Origin of the sequence: Arsukibacterium sp. MJ3 (assembly GCF_000987765.1) — a bacterium.
GTDB lineage: Bacteria > Pseudomonadota > Gammaproteobacteria > Enterobacterales > Alteromonadaceae > Alishewanella.
Genome location: NZ_LAHP01000005.1, coordinates 190,476 through 209,967 on the forward strand (window position 1 = coordinate 190,476; position 19,492 = coordinate 209,967).

Below are 19,492 nucleotides of genomic sequence, written 5' to 3' on the forward strand. Positions count from 1 at the left end.
AGTGTAAGCCCGCACCAGGCTTGGCTACTTACCCAGCCAATCTGCCTGGCCGCGTGCTTGCCGGCGCTTTTGGGTAATGGCTTCAATCAGTGGCGTCAGGATAAGCTCCATAGCCAAGCCCATCTTCCCCCCTGGCACCACCAATGTATTGACTCGTGACATAAAAGAGCCGTGGATCATCCGCAGGTAGTATGGAAAGTCGACATGTTTAATGCCGCGAAAACGAATCACCACAAAACTCTCGTCCAGTGACGGAATATCCTTAGCGCTAAAGGGGTTAGAGGTATCTACGGTGGGTACCCGCTGAAAATTAATATGGGTTCGAGAAAATTGCGGCGTAATATGGTTGATGTAATCGTCCATGCTGCGCACTATGCTGGCCTGCACCGCCTCACGGCTATGACCCCGTTCTGAGGTATCCCGAATAATTTTCTGGATCCATTCAAGGTTAACGATAGGTACCATGCCGATTAGTAAATCGACGTGTTGCGCGACATTATGCTGTTCAGTTACCGCACCACCGTGTAAACCTTCATAAAACAATAAATCGGTATTGGCGCGTAAATCTTGCCAGGGTGTAAAGGTGCCAGGGAGTTGGTTGTAGGGTACGGCTTCGTCAAAAGTATGCAAGTAGTGACGGATGCGGCCCGTGCCGGTTTCAGCATAGCTGGCAAAAAAGGTTTCCAATGCACCAAAGTCATTTGCTTCTGAGCCGAAATAGCTGATATAACGGCCAGCCTCTTTGGCTTTTCGCATGGCCAGATCCATTTCTGGCCGGCTAAAGCGATGAAAACAATCTCCTTCTACAAAGGCAGCGTCAATGCCCAGCGTGCGAAAAATATGTTGAAAGGCAATAGTGGTTGTGGTGGTACCGGCGCCTGACGAACCGGTAATAGCGATAATCGGATTTTTATGTGACATAGCGTGCACCAAGAAAATATTCTGCTGTCACCATAAAGCAACACTGCTAATTGCTGCAACTTATATCTGGTATTCTGACGGGTTCTCTTCGCCTTAGCCGCTTTATTTTACCTGCAAACTGATCGGCTTGGTTGGCACACTGTATTTATGTTCATTAACATAAATCAGGAGGGCTAACCATGACCTTGCTTTTGAGTACATTGCTTATAGTGGCATTATTGCCATATCTTGCTAAATTGCCATTGGTATGGGCAATGAACAAGGCGGGAGGGTATGACAATCATAACCCGCGCCAGCAACAGGCCAGGCTGGAGGGTTTTGGACAACGTTGCAATGCCGCTCATTACAACAGTTTTGAAGCATTAGGTTTGTTTTCTGCTGCGGTAATATGTTCTGTTGCAACAGCACCGGTAAGCTCGCTTGAACAATATTTAGCCGTAGCTTTTGTGTTAAGCCGACTGGGCTACCTGTTATGCTATTGGAACGACTGGGCCAGCGCCCGCTCATGGATTTGGTTGGCGGGCTTAGCAATGGCGCTGGCAATGATGCTCAGCGCCTTACAAGGCATATAGTGTCGGGGTTTAAAAGTCGAAGGTCATTATAACCGGATCATGGTCTGATGAGCGATATGGGGTAGGTGCATATAATCGGTGTTGTGCCGCGGCCGACTTATAGCGACTACTGTAGTCAAGCAAGATTGGCTCGTCGGCATTAATTGACCAATGCTCCAGCGTGCGCATGTGCTTTGCTAACTCCGGGCTTGCCAGCGCATGATCAAGTGAGCCACTGCGACCACGAAACGCATATGAAAACCCCGGATTTTGCGGATCCTCAAGATAATGCCAGCCAGCTTGTTCTAGTGCCCGCACCGGATCTTCCATCCGGTAGGCATTTAAGTCACCCATTATCAGCTTATAAGGGCTGGCGTCTTTGGTTGGGTTACTTGCCAGCCAGCTTGTCAAAGCATTACTTGCTTCAACCCGGGCGGCATTCCAGCAACTCTGACCATCGTTCTGATCGCCCTGGTGCTGCAATAGCGGGTTATCTTCCCGCGGGCAACTGCCTTTTGATTTGAAATGGTTAACCGCCACAGTAAGTTTTTTACCGCTGGTCAGATGTTGGAAAGTTTGGGCTACCGGCGCGCGATTAAGCCGGGCAAAAGGCTCTGCAGTTTGCGTTGCGGCTACCCCCGCCTGCTTGACGGCTGCTAGCCGGTAAATAAGTGCTACCTTTATGGCATCAGTGCCAGGTGTTACTGTTGTCTCTACTATGGCATAAGGGCTAGTAACCACCTCATTTAATGCGGCGACTAAGGTCGCAAGCGCACTGCCGCTGTCGTAACCATTATTTTCTATTTCCAGCAGACCAATTATATCGGCATCCATGGCGGTTAGCGCACTGACCAATTTTGCTTGTTGCCGGGCTAAATCGGCTGGGGTGCGGGCACCGCGGCGGGTAGGGAAAGGTTCAGCCTGTCCATGTCCGGTAAAAAAGTTCAGTACGTTAAATACCGCTACCCGAAGTTCTTGTGGTTGTTTAGCCAGAGGGGCAGCAGGCCTTGGGTTTGTATTAATAAATTGCGGTGTACTGGTAGGTTGTAGCCGGTAACCACGCTCATCCTGAAAAAGCACTCCACTAACGCCTCGCACCGTATCGCCCAACCGCACGCTGTTATTTGCCGTTAAGCCAGCAGGTGGATAGGGTTGCGGCTCAGGGTTTTCTTGCCAGCGACCGTCGTCTAACACCACTATGTGCCGTAGTTGTTGCTCGGCGTACTGGTTTGCTTCCTTACCGGGTAGCTTGATTTCTGTCGGGACGATTAAACGTTTATCAGCAAGCATTAACTCGCCATATCGGCCTAGCCCGTAGCTATCATTAACCACTAAATCTTGTGAAAAGCTCAGCCACATACCTTCTAGCGCCTCAAAGCTTAATTCTTCGCTTAGCGGCAACGTTATTACTGTAGGGCTATAGGTTACGGTATTGCCACAGCGCGAAACATGGCCAATATCGATAAGCGAGGTTAAGCCATTAATTTCTGCTACGGTGCCCTGCAACAATACTACTTCGCCTTGCTGATATTGGCCGGCGTCGCGTAGTTGAATAAATAGTGCTTCAGAGGTTAGCGGGTTGTCATCTGCTGTCAGACTTTGCAACATCATTCCTGGCAAAGGCGAGTCGGCATAGACTTCGGTAATAACCACCCCAGAGGTAATGACTTGCTGCCCAAGTAGCGGGCTTTGTTCGGCGCTACCCTGTAGCAGAGCAATAGCCTGATAAGGACTGTCGCAGCTAAGCGAAGGTTGCTTCGTGCAAGCAGCAAGACTTAACAATACCGCGATAAGCAGCATTAATATTACTATACGCATGGTTTAACCTTGTTGTTTTTTACGGCTAAGTTGTTCGCGGGCAACCGCCCGGTAACCAATATCGTTGCGACAGAACATGCCATCCCAGCTTATGTGGCTGGCCAGCTGATAAGCAGCTTGCTGAGCCGTACTGACCGTTGCACCTAACGCCGTAGCACACAGCACCCGGCCGCCATTCGTCAGTACTTTTAGGTGGTTAAGTTCGGTACCTGCATGAAACACTTTGGCGTTTACGCTATCTATCCCATCCAGGCCAATGATTTCAGAGCCCTTAACGTAGGTATCTGGATAACCCCCCGCTGCCAGTACAACACCAACCGCAGCTTGCGCGCTAAAATTAATGCTAACCTGATCCAGCTTGCCGGTGACAGCTGCCTGACACAAGGCGACTAAATCTGAGTTTAACCGCATCATAATGGGCTGGGTTTCCGGATCACCAAAACGGCAGTTAAATTCCAGCACTTTGGCTGAGCCATCGGGCGCAATCATCAGGCCGGCATATAAAAAACCAGTAAACACATTACCTTCAGCTGCCATTCCTTGCACCGTAGGATAAATGACTTGTTGCATGACCCAGTCATGCACCGCTGGAGTCACTACCGGCGCAGGTGAATAGGCTCCCATACCTCCGGTGTTAGGACCTTTATCCCCATTATCGCGCGCTTTATGGTCTTGTGATGATGCAAAGGCCAGTGCATGTTCGCCGTCAACCATAACAATAAACGACGCTTCTTCACCAGATAAAAACTCTTCAATTACTACCCGGCTACCAGCGTCACCAAATTTATTGCCAGAGAGCATATCGTCGATGGCGGCATAGGCTTCATCGTCACTTTGGGCAATAATAACCCCTTTGCCGGCGGCTAAACCGTCAGCTTTAATAACAATTGGTGTGCCGAGCTGTTTAACATAGGCTTTAGCCGGGCCAATCTCAGTAAAGTTTTGGTAAGAGGCGGTTGGAATGTTGTGCCGCGCTAGAAAGTCTTTAGCAAAAGCTTTCGAGCTTTCTAGTTGTGCCGCTGCCTGACTTGGTCCAAAAATCGCTAAGCCATACTGGCGAAACTGGTCAACTATGCCTTTCGCTAAAGGGGCTTCCGGACCAACGATGGTTAGATCAATCTGCTCGTCTTTAGCAAACGCCAGTAACGCCTTTACATCATCAGCGGCAATAGCCACATTCTGCAGGTTAGCTTCTCTGGCTGTGCCGGCGTTACCGGGAGCTACAAATACCTGGCTGGCTAAAGGAGATTGCGCGGCCTTCCAGGCCAATGCATGTTCGCGGCCGCCGCCGCCAATTACCAATACTTTCATCGGGGGTTCCGTTTTATTGTGCTACAGGTTTACGAAATTTCAAGGTCATGCGGTCGCTTTCACCAATGGCCTGGTATTTGGCTTTGTCCTGTTCACCAAGGCGCAATGAGGGTGGCAGGGTCCAAACGCCACGTGGATGGTCAGCGGTGTCTTTTGGGTTAGCATTAATATCGCTGCTTTGTTCCAACACGAAACCGGCTTTTTCAGCCAGTGTTATGGCTAGTTGTTCTGGAAAGTAGCCCGTTTTAGTCCAATCGCTATTGGCTTGTGCTGCCGGTAAACGGTGTTCAACCACGCCGAGCACACCACCTGGCTTTAAGGCGTTGTAAAAGTCGTTAAAGATTGCCTGCATGCCCTCATTGCCACCTTGACCATACCAGTTGTGCAGGTTACGAAAAGTTAGCACGACGTCGGCGCTGCCAGTCGGAGCAATAGCATCACTATTACCAGGGGCAAACTCGGTTAAACTAACCCGGCTATAAATAGGGTCAGATGCCAGTTTTTCTTTAAAAGATGCCAGGCTTCTATTGTAATAATCAGAACTGGTGTTAGCCGGAAAGTGAGCGGCATAATACTGCCCATGCGCCGCCAGTAACGGTGCTAGTATTTCGGCGTACCATCCGCCACCTGGTGAAATTTCAACCACGGTACTACTTGGTGTTACCTCAAAAAAAGCCAGCGTTTGCACTGGATTGCGGAATTGATCCCGACTTTTATTTTGCTCGCTACGAATGTGATGATCGGCAGCTTGCTGCAGTGCATCGCTATTGCTGTTTGCCAGAACGGGCAGGGTGAAGAGTATTGCTGATAACGTTATAACTTTACTAAGTGTTTTCATCTTCAGGTTCTCCTTGTCAAAATTAGTATGAGTTTAGCAAAGCAGCCAGCGAATTGCAGTGATTATCGACAGCTTACGCCATTCATTTTTAGATGGCCAGACTGCTAAATTTCAATCAACAATTACCGGTGGCTATGCTAAAATACTTACCTTTTTTCAATTGGCTTTATTGGGGTAACACAATGCCGTCGGCCTTAGACAATATAAAAGTAGTTTTAGTGGGCACTACCCATACTGGCAATATTGGTTCGGTTGCCCGGGCGATGAAAACCATGGGCTTAACGCAATTGACGCTGGTTGCTCCAAAAACCGCTCCCGACGGTCAGGCTTATGCGCTCGCAGCCGGCGCCAGTGAAATCCTTGCTGCTGCAACCACCTTTGATACCCTGGCTGAAGCCGTTGCTGATTGTACCTTGGTAGTGGGCAGCAGTGCCCGCTCCCGCACCTTAAGTTGGCCTATGTTAGACCCTCGTCAATGCGCCAAACTGGCTATTAACCAAAGCGATAAACCGGTAGCAATTGTATTTGGCCGTGAGTCCAGTGGCTTAAGTAACGAAGAGTTACAACTATGCAATTACCATGTGTGTATTGCGGCGAATCCAGAATATAGCTCACTTAATTTGGCAATGGCGGTACAAGTTGTCTGTTATGAGCTGCGTATGGCTTATCTGGATACGGCGCCGGCAACCACGGAAGTCGACGAAGTGAGCTATCCGAGCTCTGAGCAAATGGAAAATTTTTACCAGCATTTAGACACCGCGTTACAGCACACCGGGTTCATTATTAAGCAGCATCCGGGCGTGGTAATGACTAAGTTAAAACGTCTGTTTAACCGTGCCCGGCCAGAAGAGGCCGAATATAATATTTTGCGCGGTATTTTAACCTCGATGCAGCGTCTGGTAAAAATTGATAATACTACTTATAAGGAGTAAGGCGATGTTTGCCGGTATCAAAGAAGACATAAAAAGCGTATTTGACCGTGACCCGGCGGCACGCAGCAGTTTTGAGGTATTAACTAACTATCCCGGCTTACATGCTATTTGGTGGCATCGTTTAACTCACAAACTGTGGCGAGCCAATTTTAAGTGGCTGGCCCGTTTTTTAAGTAACATTGCCCGTTGGTTAACCGGGGTTGAAATTCATCCTGCTGCTAAAATTGGCCGGCGCTTTTTTATTGACCATGGTATGGGCGTGGTAATTGGTGAAACCGCCGAAATTGGTGACGATTGCACTTTGTATCATGGTGTTACGCTAGGCGGTACCAGCTGGGATCCTGGTAAACGTCATCCAACGTTGGCCAATGGGGTGGTAATTGGGGCCGGTGCTAAAGTGCTGGGGCCTTTGCAAGTTGGTGAAAACGCGCGTATTGGATCTAACGCGGTGGTTGTGCGCGATGTGCCAGCTGGAGCCACCGTTGTGGGTATTCCTGGCAGGGTAGTCGCTAAAATTGCCACTGAAGTGAGCGAAAAACGTCAGCACTTGGCAAAAAAGTTTGGCTTTGACGCTTACGCCGTATCTGCAGATAACCCAGATCCGGTGGCCAGTGCCATTGGTACTTTGTTAGACCACATTCATATACTAGACAATAAAGTGGCCGAGCTCTGTGCCAGCGTAAACAGTCTGGGTGGTAACGTTTGTACTGAAATGCCTGAGCTTGATTTGCCAGAGGAAGATTTTAAGCGGGCCGAGCAACTGGCAGCAGAGCAGCGTTGTAAAGACGTGGAAGCCTTTGACCCCAGTATATAGAGTAGTAGTGGGCTGGATAATACCTGACAAGATTACGGGGATATATACTTGACTAAAATAGTCAGGATTGTACAATAGCCTTCTAGTCGTCAGGGAGCCCGTTATGAGATTAACCTCGAAAGGTCGCTATGCTGTTACTGCCATGTTAGACGTGGCACTGCACGCGGGGCAAGGTCCAGTACCGTTGGCCGATATTTCTGAACGTCAGGGTATTTCGTTATCCTATCTTGAACAATTATTCGCTCGCTTGCGTAGACATGGTTTGGTCAGCAGCGTGCGTGGACCAGGTGGTGGCTACCAGCTGGGCCTGGCACCTGAAAATATTTCAATATCTGCCGTTATTGCTGCAGTAGATGAGTCAGTAGATGCTACTCGCTGTCAGGGTAAGTCTGATTGTCAGAGTGGTGCCCGTTGTCTTACTCACAGTTTATGGCATGACTTAAGTCATCGGATAGAAGATTTTCTGACCAATATTAGTCTGGCAGCCTTGGTTAGCCAGCAAGATGTGCAAACTGTTGCACAGCGGCAAAACAGCCGCAATGTTAAAAATCCTGCAACTGATATAAAAGTTAGTTGCCAGTTGTAAGCGCACTACGGAGCCAATAATGAAGTTACCTATTTATCTGGATTATGCGTCAACCACTCCGGTTGACCCGCGTGTGGCAGAAAAAATGATGCAATATCTGACCATGGATGGCGACTTTGGTAACCCTGCATCCCGCTCGCATCGTTTTGGCTGGCAGGCTGAAGAGTCAGTAGAAATTTCCCGAAGCCAAATAGCCGATTTGGTTAATGCCGATCCGCGAGAAATCGTGTTCACCTCTGGTGCTACAGAATCTAACAATCTGGCGATTAAAGGCGCTGCCCAGTTTTATAAGAAAAAGGGCAAACATTTAATTACCATTAAAACTGAACATAAAGCGGTACTTGATACCATGCGTCAGTTAGAACGGGAAGGGTTTGAAGTAAGCTACCTGGACGTTGAAAGTAGTGGTTTGATTGACCTTGCTAAGTTAGAAGCTGCCATGCGGCCCGATACTACAGTGGTTAGTATTATGTTTGTTAACAACGAAACTGGCGTTATTCAGGATGTTACCGCCATTGGCGAGTTATGCCGCAGCAAAGGTATCGTATTTCATGTTGATGCCGCACAGGCAACCGGTAAAGTTGATATTGACTTACAACAGATGAAAATCGATTTAATGTCATTTTCCGGGCATAAAACTTACGGGCCTAAAGGCATTGGTGCCTTATATGTTCGTCGTAAGCCACGCATTCGTTTAGAAGCACAAACGCACGGTGGCGGCCATGAGCGCGGTATGCGTTCAGGTACCCTCGCACCACATCAAATTGCTGCTATGGGTGAAGCGTTTCGCTTAGCGAAAGTTGAAATGGCTGCTGAGCGTGAACGGATAACTACTTTACGTGACCGCTTATGGGATGGCATTAAAGATATCGAACAAGTGTATCTTAATGGCCACGATGCTCCAAGAGTACCGGGTATTACTAATATCAGCTTTAACTTTGTTGAAGGTGAGTCACTGATTATGGCGCTGAAAGATATAGCAGTGTCGTCAGGTTCAGCCTGTACTTCTGCCAGCTTAGAACCCTCTTATGTGCTACGTGCTTTAGGGCTCACTGACGAACTGGCGCATAGCTCAATTCGGTTTAGTATCGGCCGTTTTACCACTGAAGCGCAAATTGACCATACGATTAAAATTGTCCATCAGGCGATTGATAAATTACGTGAAATGTCACCGCTATGGGACATGTTCAAAGACGGAATTGATTTAAACACTGTGGCATGGGTTGCGCATTAAGCGTCGCCTGGCACCAACGAGGTAACAGATCATGGCATACAGCAATAAAGTAATCGACCATTATGAAAATCCACGTAATGTGGGTTCATTTGCCAAAGATGACCCAAGCGTGGCAACCGGTATGGTTGGCGCACCAGCCTGTGGTGACGTAATGAAACTACAAATTAAAGTGAATGCACAAGGCATTATTGAAGATGCAAAGTTTAAAACTTATGGTTGCGGCAGTGCTATAGCATCAAGTTCGTTGGTAACAGAATGGGTTAAAGGTAAAACCCTGGACGAAGCTCAACAAATTAAAAATACCGATATCGCACATGAGCTTGCGTTACCACCAGTGAAAATTCACTGTTCTATTTTGGCGGAAGATGCCATCAAAGCGGCCGTCGCCGATTATAAGCAAAAACGCGGAGGCTAGAGCGGTATGGCCATATCGATGACCACAGCAGCAGCTGAAAGGGTAAGTAACTTTCTGCACAATCGCGGCAAAGGCCTGGGCTTAAGGGTGGGAGTTAAAACTACCGGTTGTTCTGGTTTAGCTTATGTGCTGGAATTTGTCGACGAGTTGCACGATGATGATCAGGTTTTTGAAAATCATGGTCTGAAATTAATTGTTGACGGCAAAAGCTTAGTGTATATCGATGGCACTCAGCTGGATTTTGTTAAAGAGGGCCTGAATGAAGGTTTTCAATTTAACAATCCTAACGTTAACGGCGAATGTGGTTGCGGCGAAAGCTTTACCGTTTAATTATGTAGACTGTTGTAAGGTCGGGACCGGATGAATTATTTTCAGTTGTTTGATTTGCCAGCCACTTTCGAGTTGGATTTAACTGAATTAGGTTCACGTTACCTGGCGTTACAGCGCCAATTTCACCCTGACAATTTTGCGGCTGCCTCCAATCGCGACCGCTTAATGTCAGTGCAGCAAACCGCTAACATTAACGATGCCTACCATAGCCTGAAACAACCTTTGCTCCGCGCTGAACATTTACTGGCGTTACGTGGCTTAAAAATAAGTCACGAACAGCGCAGCTTTACCGATCCGGTGTTTTTAATGCAGCAGATGGAGTTGCGGGAACAGTTGGAAGACATTAGCAGCAGTAATGATCCCGATGCAGCAATCATGGCAGTAGAGCAACAATTGCAACAGCATCGAAAAGGCTTGTTACGCCAATTGGCCGCGGCCATTGCCGCTAACATGCCAGACCAAAATCAGCAAGCGGCGGAGTTGGTGCGTAAACTCAAATTTTTCTTTAAACTACAGCACGAGCTGGAGTTAATTGAACAGAAAATACAAGACTAAATTAAGCTATGGCGTTATTACAGATTGCAGAGCCCGGCCAAAGCGCCGCCCCCCATAAACACAAACTGGCTGCCGGTATTGACTTAGGTACCACTAACTCTTTGGTTGCGGCGGTGCGCAGCGGCCAAGCCAGTACCCTAAAAAATACTGCTGGTATCGATATGATCCCATCTGTGGTGCGTTACGGCCCTGACAAAACTCAGGTTGGCCATGAAGCAGTTGCAGCAGCGGTAGCGGATGCCAGTAATACAATTTTCTCCATTAAACGTCTTATGGGCAAAGGGTATACCGAAACATTGCCGCTGGCTGAATTGTTGTCCTATCAGCTAGTCGATCAGGACGGTATGGCCGCGGTAGCTACCCGCGAAGGAGTAAAAAACCCGGTTGAAATTTCTGCCGAAATTCTGGCTACACTGGCTGATACCGCGAGCCAGGTGCTAGGTGGTGAGCTCAATGGTGTCGTCATTACCGTACCAGCCTATTTTGATGATGCGCAGCGCCAGGCAACCAAAGATGCGGCAAAACTGGCCGGTTTGAATGTACTTCGCCTACTAAATGAACCTACCGCTGCCGCATTAGCTTATGGCCTAGATTCTGGCCAGGAAGGCGTTATTGCCGTTTACGATTTAGGCGGTGGTACCTTTGATATCTCTATTTTACGTTTAAAACGAGGCGTGTTTGAAGTATTAGCAACCGGCGGTGATTCTGCGCTGGGTGGCGACGATTTTGATCAAGCTATTGTTGGCTGGCTGCAACAAAAAAGTGGCCAGCAGCAACTTAGCCATAGCGCAAGACGCCAATACTTAACGGTAGCTCGCCAGTTAAAAGAGCAATTAAGCGCTGATACCACTGCCTCGTATGACTTTAGCGCGGATCAGCAGCAATTTTCCGGTAGCTTAAGCCGCGCTGAGTTTGAACAACTGTGTCATGCCTTAGTGAAAAAAACACTGCGCAGCTGTCGTCAGGCGCTACGTGATGCCGCTATTACCCCAGACGACGTTGCCAGCGTGGTAATGGTAGGTGGTTCTACCCGTGTACCCTTGGTTCGTGAACAGGTTGCCCAGTTTTTTGTTACTGATCCGCTAACCTCTATTGACCCGGATAAAGTGGTGGCCATTGGCGCAGCCATTCAGGCGAATGTTTTGGTGGGAAATAAAGCTGAGCACGAAACACTGTTGCTGGACGTAATTCCGTTGTCACTTGGCTTGGAAACGATGGGGGGGCTGACTGAAAAAATTATTCCCCGCAACACGGTAATCCCGGTGGCTCGGGCGCAGGAATTTACCACCTTTAAAGATGGCCAGACGGCAATGGCTATTCATGTGCTACAAGGCGAGCGAGAACTGGTTGAAGATTGTCGTTCGCTGGCGCGCTTCGAATTGCGCGGTATTCCCCCCATGCCAGCTGGCGGTGCACATATCCGGGTAACATTTCAGGTTGATGCCGACGGTTTGCTAAGTGTAAGTGCTGAAGAAAAATCTTCCGGTGTGGCTGCTGGTATTCAGGTTAAACCGTCTTATGGTTTAACGGATGATCAAGTTGCCAATATGATTAGCGGCTCAATGCAACATGCCCGCCAGGATATGCAGCGGCGCTTGCTGCGTGAGCAACAAGTAGAGGCTGACAGAGTACTTGAAGCGGTAGGTACTGCACTGAATACTGATGCTAACTTGCTGAGTGAAGATGAACTTACACAGATTAAGCGGGCATTGGCAAGCTTAGCGCAAGTAAGGCAGCAAGAAGATACTGCGGCCATTAAGACCGCTATCGAACATACTAATATTTTAACTGATGACTTTGCTGCCCTGCGTATGGATAAATCTATCCGGCTGGCGTTGCAGGGTCATAAAGTCGACGAGGTTTAACCATGCCAAAGATAGTGTTTTTACCCCATGCTGAACTATGCCCGCAAGGGGCGGCGCTAGAGGCTAACGTTGGTGATACTGTGCTGGACGTAGCGCTGAAGCACGGTATTTCTATTGAGCACGCCTGTGAAAAATCCTGTGCCTGCACAACCTGTCATGTCATTGTGCGGGAAGGGTTTTACTCATTGAACGAAAGCGACGAGTTAGAAGACGACATGTTAGATAAAGCCTGGGGGCTGGAACCAGAATCGCGGTTAGGTTGTCAGGCTAGAATTGCTGACGAAGATCTGGTGGTCGAGATCCCAAAATATACCGTCAATATGGTCAGTGAAGGCCATTGAAATAAATGTCGATATAGGTTTTTTTCGGCAATTAGCGTATAATTTGCCGCCTTAAAATTTTAACGCTTTAATTACAGGAGCCTGACATGGCCTTAGAACGTACTTTCTCAATCCTTAAACCTGATGCAGTTGCTAAAAATCTGATTGGTGCTATTTATCACCGTTTCGAATCTGCCGGCCTGCGTATCGTTGCCTCTAAAATGCTACACTTAAGCCAGGAACAAGCTGAAGGTTTTTATGGCGAACACAAAGAGCGTCCGTTCTTTAAAGCGTTAGTCAGCTTTATGACATCAGGCCCGGTAATGGTTCAGGTGTTAGAAGGCGAAGACGCCGTGCGTAAAAACCGCGAAATTATGGGTGCCACAAACCCTAAAGATGCGTTAGCAGGCACTTTACGTGCTGATTATGCTGACAGCATTGATGAAAATGCAGTACACGGCTCTGATGCTGCTGTTTCAGCTGCCCGTGAAATTGCTTACTTTTTTACTGCCGCTGAGCTGTGTAACCGCACGCGTTAATTGTCAGTACAACAGTTAATTGCGTTAGCTGAAGACAAAGGGGGCGTTAGCCCCCTTTTTGTCTGAGGCAGCAGCAGTATGCCACATTAAAAGTAGGTTATTGATAGGTGTTATAAGGAGTGGTCTGGGTATGAATAAGCCGGTAAATCAGGTAAATATGTTAGATTTAAACCGCGCTCAAATGCAGCAGTTTTTTGTCTCGTTGGGTGAAAAACCGTTTCGGGCAGATCAAGTAATGAAATGGATTTATCATTACTGCATTGACGACTTCGACAAAATGACCAATATCAATAAACCACTGCGTGATAAGTTAAAAACGCTGGCGGTTATTGTGGCCCCTGTGGTGGTAACGCGACAGGACAGTGTCGATGGCACGATAAAATTTGTTATGGGTTTGGCCGGAGGGCAAGAAGTTGAAACGGTCTGGATCCCGGAAAAAGACCGGCGAACGCTTTGCGTGTCGTCTCAGGTAGGTTGTGCACTAGATTGCACTTTTTGTTCTACCGCTCAGCAGGGTTTTAATCGTAACCTGAGTGTGTCAGAAATCATCGGCCAGGTGTGGCGGGTGGCGCAAATTATTGGCAGCTATGGTGATACCGGCGAAAAACCGGTGACTAACGTGGTTATGATGGGCATGGGCGAGCCACTGCTTAACCTGAATAATGTGGTGCCAGCCATGGAGCTAATGTTAGATGATTATGGCTTTGGCTTATCGAAACGCCGGGTTACCTTAAGTACCTCAGGTGTGGTACCGGCTCTTGATTTATTACGTGAACGTATTGATGTTGCCTTAGCTATTTCCTTGCACGCCCCTAACAATGCCTTACGAGACGAATTAGTACCGGTAAACAAAAAATATCCGATGGAGCAGTTTTTAGCGGCATCGCGTCGTTATGTTGAGAACTCTAAGGCTAATGACAAGGTCACAGTAGAGTATGTTATGCTCGATGGCGTTAATGACAGTATGGAACAGGCTCACGAATTGGCGCAAGCATTGCAAGATACACCGGCAAAGATTAATCTGATACCCTTTAATCCGTACCCGGGTTCACCTTATAAGCGTTCAAGTAATTCGCGTATTGACCGATTTAGCAAGGTGTTACAACAGCATGGTTTTATTGTTATGGTACGCAAGACCCGGGGCGATGATATCGACGCCGCTTGTGGCCAACTAGTTGGTGATGTGATAGATCGAACTAAAAGACTGATAAAAAAGCAGCAAAAAGGCCAGCCAATTCTGGTTAAAACGCTGCTGTAACCCAAGGGATGACCAGTGGTAATGCAGAAAATTTTGGTGGGGCTAACGCTGTGTGCCGTGGTAACCCTCACAGCTTGCGTGTCAGAAAGCAGCTACGTCGGATCTGACCGTAAGGTTGGTCAGCGTAATCTTGACAATAGTGAAGCCGCTCGTACCCGAATTTCTCTGGGCTTAAATTATTTACGCCGCGGTGATACCACCCAGGCTAAATTTAATTTAGAGCGAGCCAGGGCATTCGCCCCCGATATGCCAGAGGTATACAATGCTCTGGCATTTTACTTTCAAGCTGTGGGTGAACATGCTCAGGTTGAGGAAGCCTATAAGCAAGCTTTATCAAAAGATAGCAAAAACGCCGATGCTTACAATAATTATGGCGCCTTTTTATGCCAGGTAGGTAAGTACGACGAAGCCGAAACGTTATTATTAAAAGCGATATCCTTACCCGGTTATATCCGGGTAGCCGAAAGCTACGAGAATTTGGCGTTGTGCGAATTAGACCAACAAGGCTTTACTTCAGCCAAAACTTTCCTCGAATCATCAGTGTCTCATAATGGTACCCGAATTAGCTCGCTGATCAATCTTGCTGCAGTAAGCTATGCCATGGGCGATAATGTTGCTGCCAAAACGGCATTGCAACGTATTCAACGCTTAGGCCGTGTATCTGCCCGTAGTACTTTGCTTAACTATCTGGTCGCTGAGAAACAGGGTGATATGAGCACCATGAAACACGCAGAACAGTTGTTGTTATCGTTATATATTGATACTCCGGAAGCCCGCTTAATACTGCAACAACGACTGCTGGAAAGTGAATTTGAGCAATTACGTGAGCAATATAAATTAAGTCTCATGGCCAATATTGTTGTGCCAACTGATTCGTCGACAGTTATTGCGCCAACAGCACCAACAGATAATCCCAGATTACGAGTGGTACGGCGTAAATCAACTGAAGCAGCCAGTAATGTTGGTTCAGCAATGACTAGCGCTACCACTAAAACAGCGGCCGCTAAAAAAGCCACAACAACCGCCAACTCTGTTAGCCGTCAAGCTATCGCTGGTTCCTTAGCATTAAGCGTGCCGCCTGCGTTTGAAAGTTCACCTGAGGCTGGTGCTGAGAATGCTGCAGCGGCGCAAGAATTGGCTGCGCTGCAGCAGGCAGAGCAAGAAGCCGACCGTGTAGCGGCTTTGGCATTAGCGGCTGAACAACATGCTGTTAAACAGGCCGAAATTCGTCTGGAAGCAGTACGGTTGGCAGCTGAACGCGTGGTGGCTGTTCAACGTGAGGCAAAGCAACAGGCTGACAAACTTGCTGCTGAACAGGCTGCTGCAGCCAGCCAATTAGTGCTGGTTGCCACCCCTTTGGAAACCTTGCCAGCCGAAACAGTATTAACCGAGCTACCGTCAACCAGTGATACTGTTGTTGCTGAGCAAGCGGTTCCGGCTGCTGTTGCCGAAATATCAACGCCAGAACCAGCAGCTTTGCCCGCTTTTCATGTGGTACAGGAAGGAGAGTCGCTCTATGCCATCTCGGTACAGCATAATATCCGGCTAGCCCGCCTTATGCAGTGGAACCAGCTTACTCCGGAATCGGTGATTAAAACTGATCAACGGATTTGGTTGGGTGAGGTTAGTGAGAGTCTGTTACAACAAGCGCAGCCCGCCGTGCGACTGGTAAAAAGCAGCGCAGCCGTATTGTCAACAGAACCTTATCATCAGGTTACCGCTGGTGAGACCATGTTTGGTATTTCTTTTCAGTACAATATTCGGCTGGAGCGTTTTATGGCTTGGAATAGTTTAACTGAACAAAGCAAGCTGCGGGTTGGCCAGCAGGTATTAATTGTTGACCCGGCAAGTGTTCAACCATGACCCATAGCGAAGATATTCCAACAAGTGCAACAACCGCAGGCCAGCTATTACGTCAAGCCAGAGAGCAGCGCAAACTCAGTGTGGCTGAAGTAGCATTACAATTAAATTTAAAGGTCACGCTGATTGCTCAGATTGAAGCTGATCAGCTGGACAGTAACATGTTAATAACCTTTGTTCGCGGTTATTTGCGAGCGTATGCCAGATTGGTTAAACTGCCTGAGCAGCAAGTATTACAAGCGTTCGAGCAACAGACAGGTAGCCCTTCCGAGCCGGCAAAACCGATGCGTACTTTTTCTAATCGTACTGCGCGGCAAGTGACTGAAAATCGTTTTATGTGGTTAACCTATGCTATTGGTTTAATTTTAGTGCTGATGCTGGTGCTATGGTGGTGGCAAACGGCAAGCCCTATTATAGAAAACCAGCCAGTAATACCAGCAGCAACGCTACCGGCGGTGGCGGATGAGCAAAGTGAAGCAGGCAATAGTGCCGGGTCAGTTAATACCGCGGTTGAACCTGAGTCTGAAGTCGAACCTGAACCTGCAGCCACAACCGCTATTAGCCTGCCTGATTTTATTGCCGAGCAAGCATTAGCAGAGTTAGTGAAAGCAAACGAGCCGCAGCCTGATGAAATAACGATGGTGTTTCAAGACAATTGCTGGATTGATGTGCTAGACGCTGATGGTAATCGTATTGCTTATGGTACCAAGGATGCAGGTTACAAGATGAGTGTCAGTGGTAAGGCACCCTTTATTGTAACGTTAGGTAATCCTAGTGTGGTGGTAGTTACGTTAAACAATAAACCTTTTGATATGTCATCACTGCCGGCAGGGCGGGTGGCAAAATTTACTTTGGCGGAACCCGATTAATCATGTTTGCTGACAATCCTATTACCCGACGCTTGAGCACGCAAATTCACGTAGGAAGTGTCGCCATCGGTGGTGATGCTCCAATTGCAGTGCAGTCAATGACAAACACCCGTACTACCGATGTGGCGGCAACACTGGCGCAAATTCAAGCTATTGCCGCTGCTGGTGCCGATGTCGTTCGAGTGTCAGTACCGACGATGGAGGCTGCAGAAGCGTTTAAGCTGATTAAATTGCAGTCGCCTATTCCGTTGGTAGCCGATATTCATTTTGATTATCGGATTGCCTTAAAAGTGGCCGAATATGGTGCCGATTGTTTACGGATTAATCCGGGTAACATTGGCAATGAAGAACGGATCCGCGCGGTAGTCGATTGCGCCAGAGATCATAATATTCCGATCCGCATTGGCGTTAATGGTGGCTCACTGGAAGCTGATATTCAGAAAAAATATACCGAGCCAACTCCTGAGGCGTTGGTTGAATCAGCCATGCGCCATGTGGATATTCTTGATCGGTTGAATTTCGATCAATTTAAAGTGAGTGTAAAAGCCTCCGATGTATTTTTAGCCGTAGGCGCTTATCGCTTACTGGCGAAGCAAATTAAACAGCCACTGCATTTGGGCATTACCGAAGCAGGTGGTGCCCGTGCCGGTGCGGTTAAATCAGCCATAGGATTGGGTATGCTGCTGGCCGAGGGCATTGGTGACACTATCCGTATTTCACTGGCAGCTGATCCGGTAGAAGAAGTAAAAGTAGCGTTTGATATTCTTAAATCGCTGCGCATTCGCCAACGTGGTATTAATTTTATTGCTTGTCCAAGCTGTTCGCGTCAGGAATTTGATGTAATCAAAACCATGAACGAGCTAGAGCAGCGGCTGGAAGATATTATTGAACCGTTAACCGTGTCAGTTATTGGTTGCGTGGTAAACGGTCCGGGCGAAGCCCTTATTTCAGACTTAGGTGTCGCTGGTGCTAACCGTAAAAGCGGTTTTTATCTTAATGGTCAGCGTCAGAAACTGCGGCTGGACAATAACAATATTGCCGAACAGTTAGAGCAGCAGGTGCGCCAGTATTTAGTGGCCCGGGAACAGCTAATTGGTATTAAACAACTGGATTAATGCTAAGGCGATTTGGAGTTTTCGCTGACACCGCTTATAATCGCCCGGTTTTTAGCTTCGCAATGAGAATAAGATTTTGGCAAAAAATATTCAGGCAATACGCGGTATGAACGATTGTCTGCCACAAGACACGCCGTTATGGCAACATCTTGAGCAGATATTACGCAGCACGGTAACCCGCTTTGGTTATAGTGAAATTCGCTTTCCCATTGTAGAAATGACTGAGCTATTTAAACGCTCAATTGGTGAAGTGACCGATATCGTTGAAAAAGAAATGTATACCTTTAGTGATCGTAATGGCGATAGCCTGACCTTACGCCCGGAAGGTACCGCTTGTTGTGTACGGGCCGGTAACGAGCATGGCTTACTGTATAACCAGGAACAACGGTTGTGGTACATGGGCCCGATGTTTCGACATGAACGGCCACAAAAAGGCCGTTATCGGCAGTTTCATCAGTTTGGTCTGGAAGCCTTTGGTATTGCCAGCAGTGATATCGACGCTGAAGTCATTACATTAACCGCACATTTGTGGCAACAATTGGGTTTAGCGCCTTATGTTAGCTTACAATTAAATTCTTTAGGTTCAAACGCCGCCCGTAAAACGTATAGGCAAGCGTTGGTGGTGTATTTAGAGCGGCATCAGGCGCTGTTAGATGACGACAGTCTGCGCCGGATGCACAGTAACCCGTTACGGGTGCTAGATAGCAAAAACCCGGCGTTAGCTGAGCTACTTTCTGGCGCGCCGCAGTTAAGCGATTACCTGGATGCTGATTCAGCTGAACACTTTAGTCAGCTAAAACGCCGGCTGGATAAAGCGGGCATTGCCTATACGGTTAATCCAAGGTTAGTACGTGGCCTTGATTACTACAATAAAACGGTATTTGAATGGGTTACCACTGAACTGGGTTCGCAGGGCACGGTTTGTGCAGGCGGCCGCTATGATGGCCTGGTAGAACAATTAGGCGGTAAAAGCACCCCAGCAGTTGGCTTCGCGCTAGGTATGGAACGTCTGGTGTTGTTATTGCAAACACTGCAACTGGTTACATTACCTGAGGCTACGGCAGATATCTATATTATGCCAATAGGTGATGCGGCGGAACTTGCGGCCATTAGTATTGCCGAACAGCTGCGTAGCGGCTTAAGCAGCAAACGTGTTATCTTGCACTGCGGTGGTGGCAACCTGAAAAAACAGATGAAACGAGCTGATAAATCGGGCGCTGAGTGGGGGCTCATTCTCGGTGATGAGGAACTTAGTCGCGGCGAAATTACCTTAAAATGGTTACGTCAGGACGCGCCTCAGCAGACTCTGGCGCTGGAAAATTTACCCCGGCAGCTGATAGCAAATGGGTGTTGATAAAATA

20 protein-coding genes are annotated in these 19,492 nt (G+C 47.9%); 16 read left to right on the forward strand and 4 right to left on the reverse strand.

The window, feature by feature from the left end; translation table 11 throughout:
- Positions 1 to 24: 24 nt before the first annotated feature.
- Positions 25 to 921 carry a phosphoribulokinase gene (locus VT06_RS05855; RefSeq protein WP_046553329.1) on the reverse strand — a complete coding sequence of 299 codons (897 nt, stop codon included), beginning with the start codon at positions 919 to 921 and terminating at the stop codon, positions 25 to 27.
- A gap of 179 nt (positions 922 to 1,100) precedes the next feature.
- Between VT06_RS05855 and VT06_RS05860 the strand changes: the two genes are divergently transcribed.
- On the forward strand, positions 1,101 to 1,493 hold the full coding sequence (locus VT06_RS05860; RefSeq protein WP_046553330.1) for an MAPEG family protein: 393 nt from the start codon (positions 1,101 to 1,103) through the stop codon (positions 1,491 to 1,493).
- Positions 1,494 to 1,502: 9 nt separating this feature from the next.
- On the opposite strand, the gene VT06_RS05865 is transcribed toward VT06_RS05860, so the two are convergent.
- Genes VT06_RS05865 through VT06_RS05875 form a run of 3 tightly spaced genes read right to left on the reverse strand, consistent with a single transcriptional unit; the run spans position 1,503 to position 5,439 of the window.
- On the reverse strand, positions 1,503 to 3,290 hold the full coding sequence (locus VT06_RS05865) for an ExeM/NucH family extracellular endonuclease (protein WP_046553331.1): 1,788 nt from the start codon (positions 3,288 to 3,290) through the stop codon (positions 1,503 to 1,505).
- Positions 3,291 to 3,293: 3 nt separating this feature from the next.
- The gene (gene purD, locus VT06_RS05870; RefSeq protein ID WP_046553332.1) at positions 3,294 to 4,601 is read right to left on the reverse strand and encodes a phosphoribosylamine--glycine ligase; all 1,308 of its coding nucleotides are present in this window, start codon (positions 4,599 to 4,601) and stop codon (positions 3,294 to 3,296) included.
- A gap of 13 nt (positions 4,602 to 4,614) precedes the next feature.
- Entirely contained in the window at positions 4,615 to 5,439 is an 825-nt protein-coding gene (locus VT06_RS05875) for a class I SAM-dependent methyltransferase (RefSeq protein ID WP_046553333.1), read from the reverse strand.
- A gap of 182 nt (positions 5,440 to 5,621) precedes the next feature.
- Here VT06_RS05875 and trmJ point away from each other — a divergent pair, with 182 nt between their 5' ends.
- From trmJ to hisS, 15 genes are all read left to right on the forward strand, one after another.
- Positions 5,622 to 6,371, forward strand: a complete 750-nt coding sequence (gene trmJ, locus VT06_RS05880; RefSeq protein ID WP_046553382.1) for a tRNA (cytosine(32)/uridine(32)-2'-O)-methyltransferase TrmJ — start codon at positions 5,622 to 5,624, stop codon at positions 6,369 to 6,371.
- 4 nt (positions 6,372 to 6,375) lie between these two features.
- A complete protein-coding gene (gene cysE / locus VT06_RS05885; protein ID WP_046553334.1) occupies positions 6,376 to 7,185 on the forward strand; it encodes a serine O-acetyltransferase in 810 nt (269 codons plus the stop codon).
- Between the two features lie 103 nt (positions 7,186 to 7,288).
- Positions 7,289 to 7,771, forward strand: coding sequence for a Fe-S cluster assembly transcriptional regulator IscR (gene iscR / locus VT06_RS05890; RefSeq protein ID WP_046553335.1), 483 nt, complete (start codon positions 7,289 to 7,291; stop codon positions 7,769 to 7,771).
- A 19-nt stretch (positions 7,772 to 7,790) separates the two neighbouring features.
- Positions 7,791 to 9,005 (forward strand): IscS subfamily cysteine desulfurase, encoded by a 1,215-nt coding sequence (locus VT06_RS05895; RefSeq protein WP_046553336.1) that lies wholly within the window; start codon positions 7,791 to 7,793, stop codon positions 9,003 to 9,005.
- A gap of 31 nt (positions 9,006 to 9,036) precedes the next feature.
- On the forward strand, positions 9,037 to 9,420 hold the full coding sequence (gene iscU / locus VT06_RS05900) for a Fe-S cluster assembly scaffold IscU (protein WP_046553337.1): 384 nt from the start codon (positions 9,037 to 9,039) through the stop codon (positions 9,418 to 9,420).
- A gap of 6 nt (positions 9,421 to 9,426) precedes the next feature.
- Complete coding sequence (gene iscA, locus VT06_RS05905; protein ID WP_046553338.1) at positions 9,427 to 9,750, forward strand: iron-sulfur cluster assembly protein IscA; 324 nt, start codon at positions 9,427 to 9,429, stop codon at positions 9,748 to 9,750.
- Between the two features lie 30 nt (positions 9,751 to 9,780).
- A complete protein-coding gene (hscB, locus tag VT06_RS05910; RefSeq protein WP_046553339.1) occupies positions 9,781 to 10,305 on the forward strand; it encodes a co-chaperone HscB in 525 nt (174 codons plus the stop codon).
- An 8-nt stretch (positions 10,306 to 10,313) separates the two neighbouring features.
- Entirely contained in the window at positions 10,314 to 12,170 is a 1,857-nt protein-coding gene (gene hscA, locus VT06_RS05915; protein ID WP_046553340.1) for a Fe-S protein assembly chaperone HscA, read from the forward strand.
- Positions 12,171 to 12,172: 2 nt separating this feature from the next.
- A complete protein-coding gene (fdx, locus tag VT06_RS05920) occupies positions 12,173 to 12,511 on the forward strand; it encodes an ISC system 2Fe-2S type ferredoxin (RefSeq protein ID WP_046553341.1) in 339 nt (112 codons plus the stop codon).
- Positions 12,512 to 12,597: 86 nt separating this feature from the next.
- Positions 12,598 to 13,029: a nucleoside-diphosphate kinase gene (gene ndk / locus VT06_RS05925; RefSeq protein WP_046553342.1), complete on the forward strand. Its 432-nt coding sequence runs from the start codon at positions 12,598 to 12,600 to the stop codon at positions 13,027 to 13,029.
- A gap of 130 nt (positions 13,030 to 13,159) precedes the next feature.
- Positions 13,160 to 14,287, forward strand: coding sequence for a bifunctional tRNA (adenosine(37)-C2)-methyltransferase TrmG/ribosomal RNA large subunit methyltransferase RlmN (locus VT06_RS05930; protein WP_046553343.1), 1,128 nt, complete (start codon positions 13,160 to 13,162; stop codon positions 14,285 to 14,287).
- Between the two features lie 21 nt (positions 14,288 to 14,308).
- Positions 14,309 to 16,150: a type IV pilus biogenesis/stability protein PilW gene (gene pilW / locus VT06_RS05935; protein ID WP_046553383.1), complete on the forward strand. Its 1,842-nt coding sequence runs from the start codon at positions 14,309 to 14,311 to the stop codon at positions 16,148 to 16,150.
- Complete coding sequence (locus VT06_RS05940; protein WP_046553344.1) at positions 16,147 to 17,016, forward strand: RodZ domain-containing protein; 870 nt, start codon at positions 16,147 to 16,149, stop codon at positions 17,014 to 17,016. The genes pilW and VT06_RS05940 overlap by 4 nt, the downstream gene beginning before the upstream one ends.
- Before the next feature lie 2 nt (positions 17,017 to 17,018).
- Positions 17,019 to 18,131 carry a flavodoxin-dependent (E)-4-hydroxy-3-methylbut-2-enyl-diphosphate synthase gene (gene ispG, locus VT06_RS05945; RefSeq protein ID WP_046553345.1) on the forward strand — a complete coding sequence of 371 codons (1,113 nt, stop codon included), beginning with the start codon at positions 17,019 to 17,021 and terminating at the stop codon, positions 18,129 to 18,131.
- A gap of 76 nt (positions 18,132 to 18,207) precedes the next feature.
- Entirely contained in the window at positions 18,208 to 19,485 is a 1,278-nt protein-coding gene (hisS, locus tag VT06_RS05950; protein ID WP_046553346.1) for a histidine--tRNA ligase, read from the forward strand.
- Positions 19,486 to 19,492 lie beyond the last annotated feature (7 nt).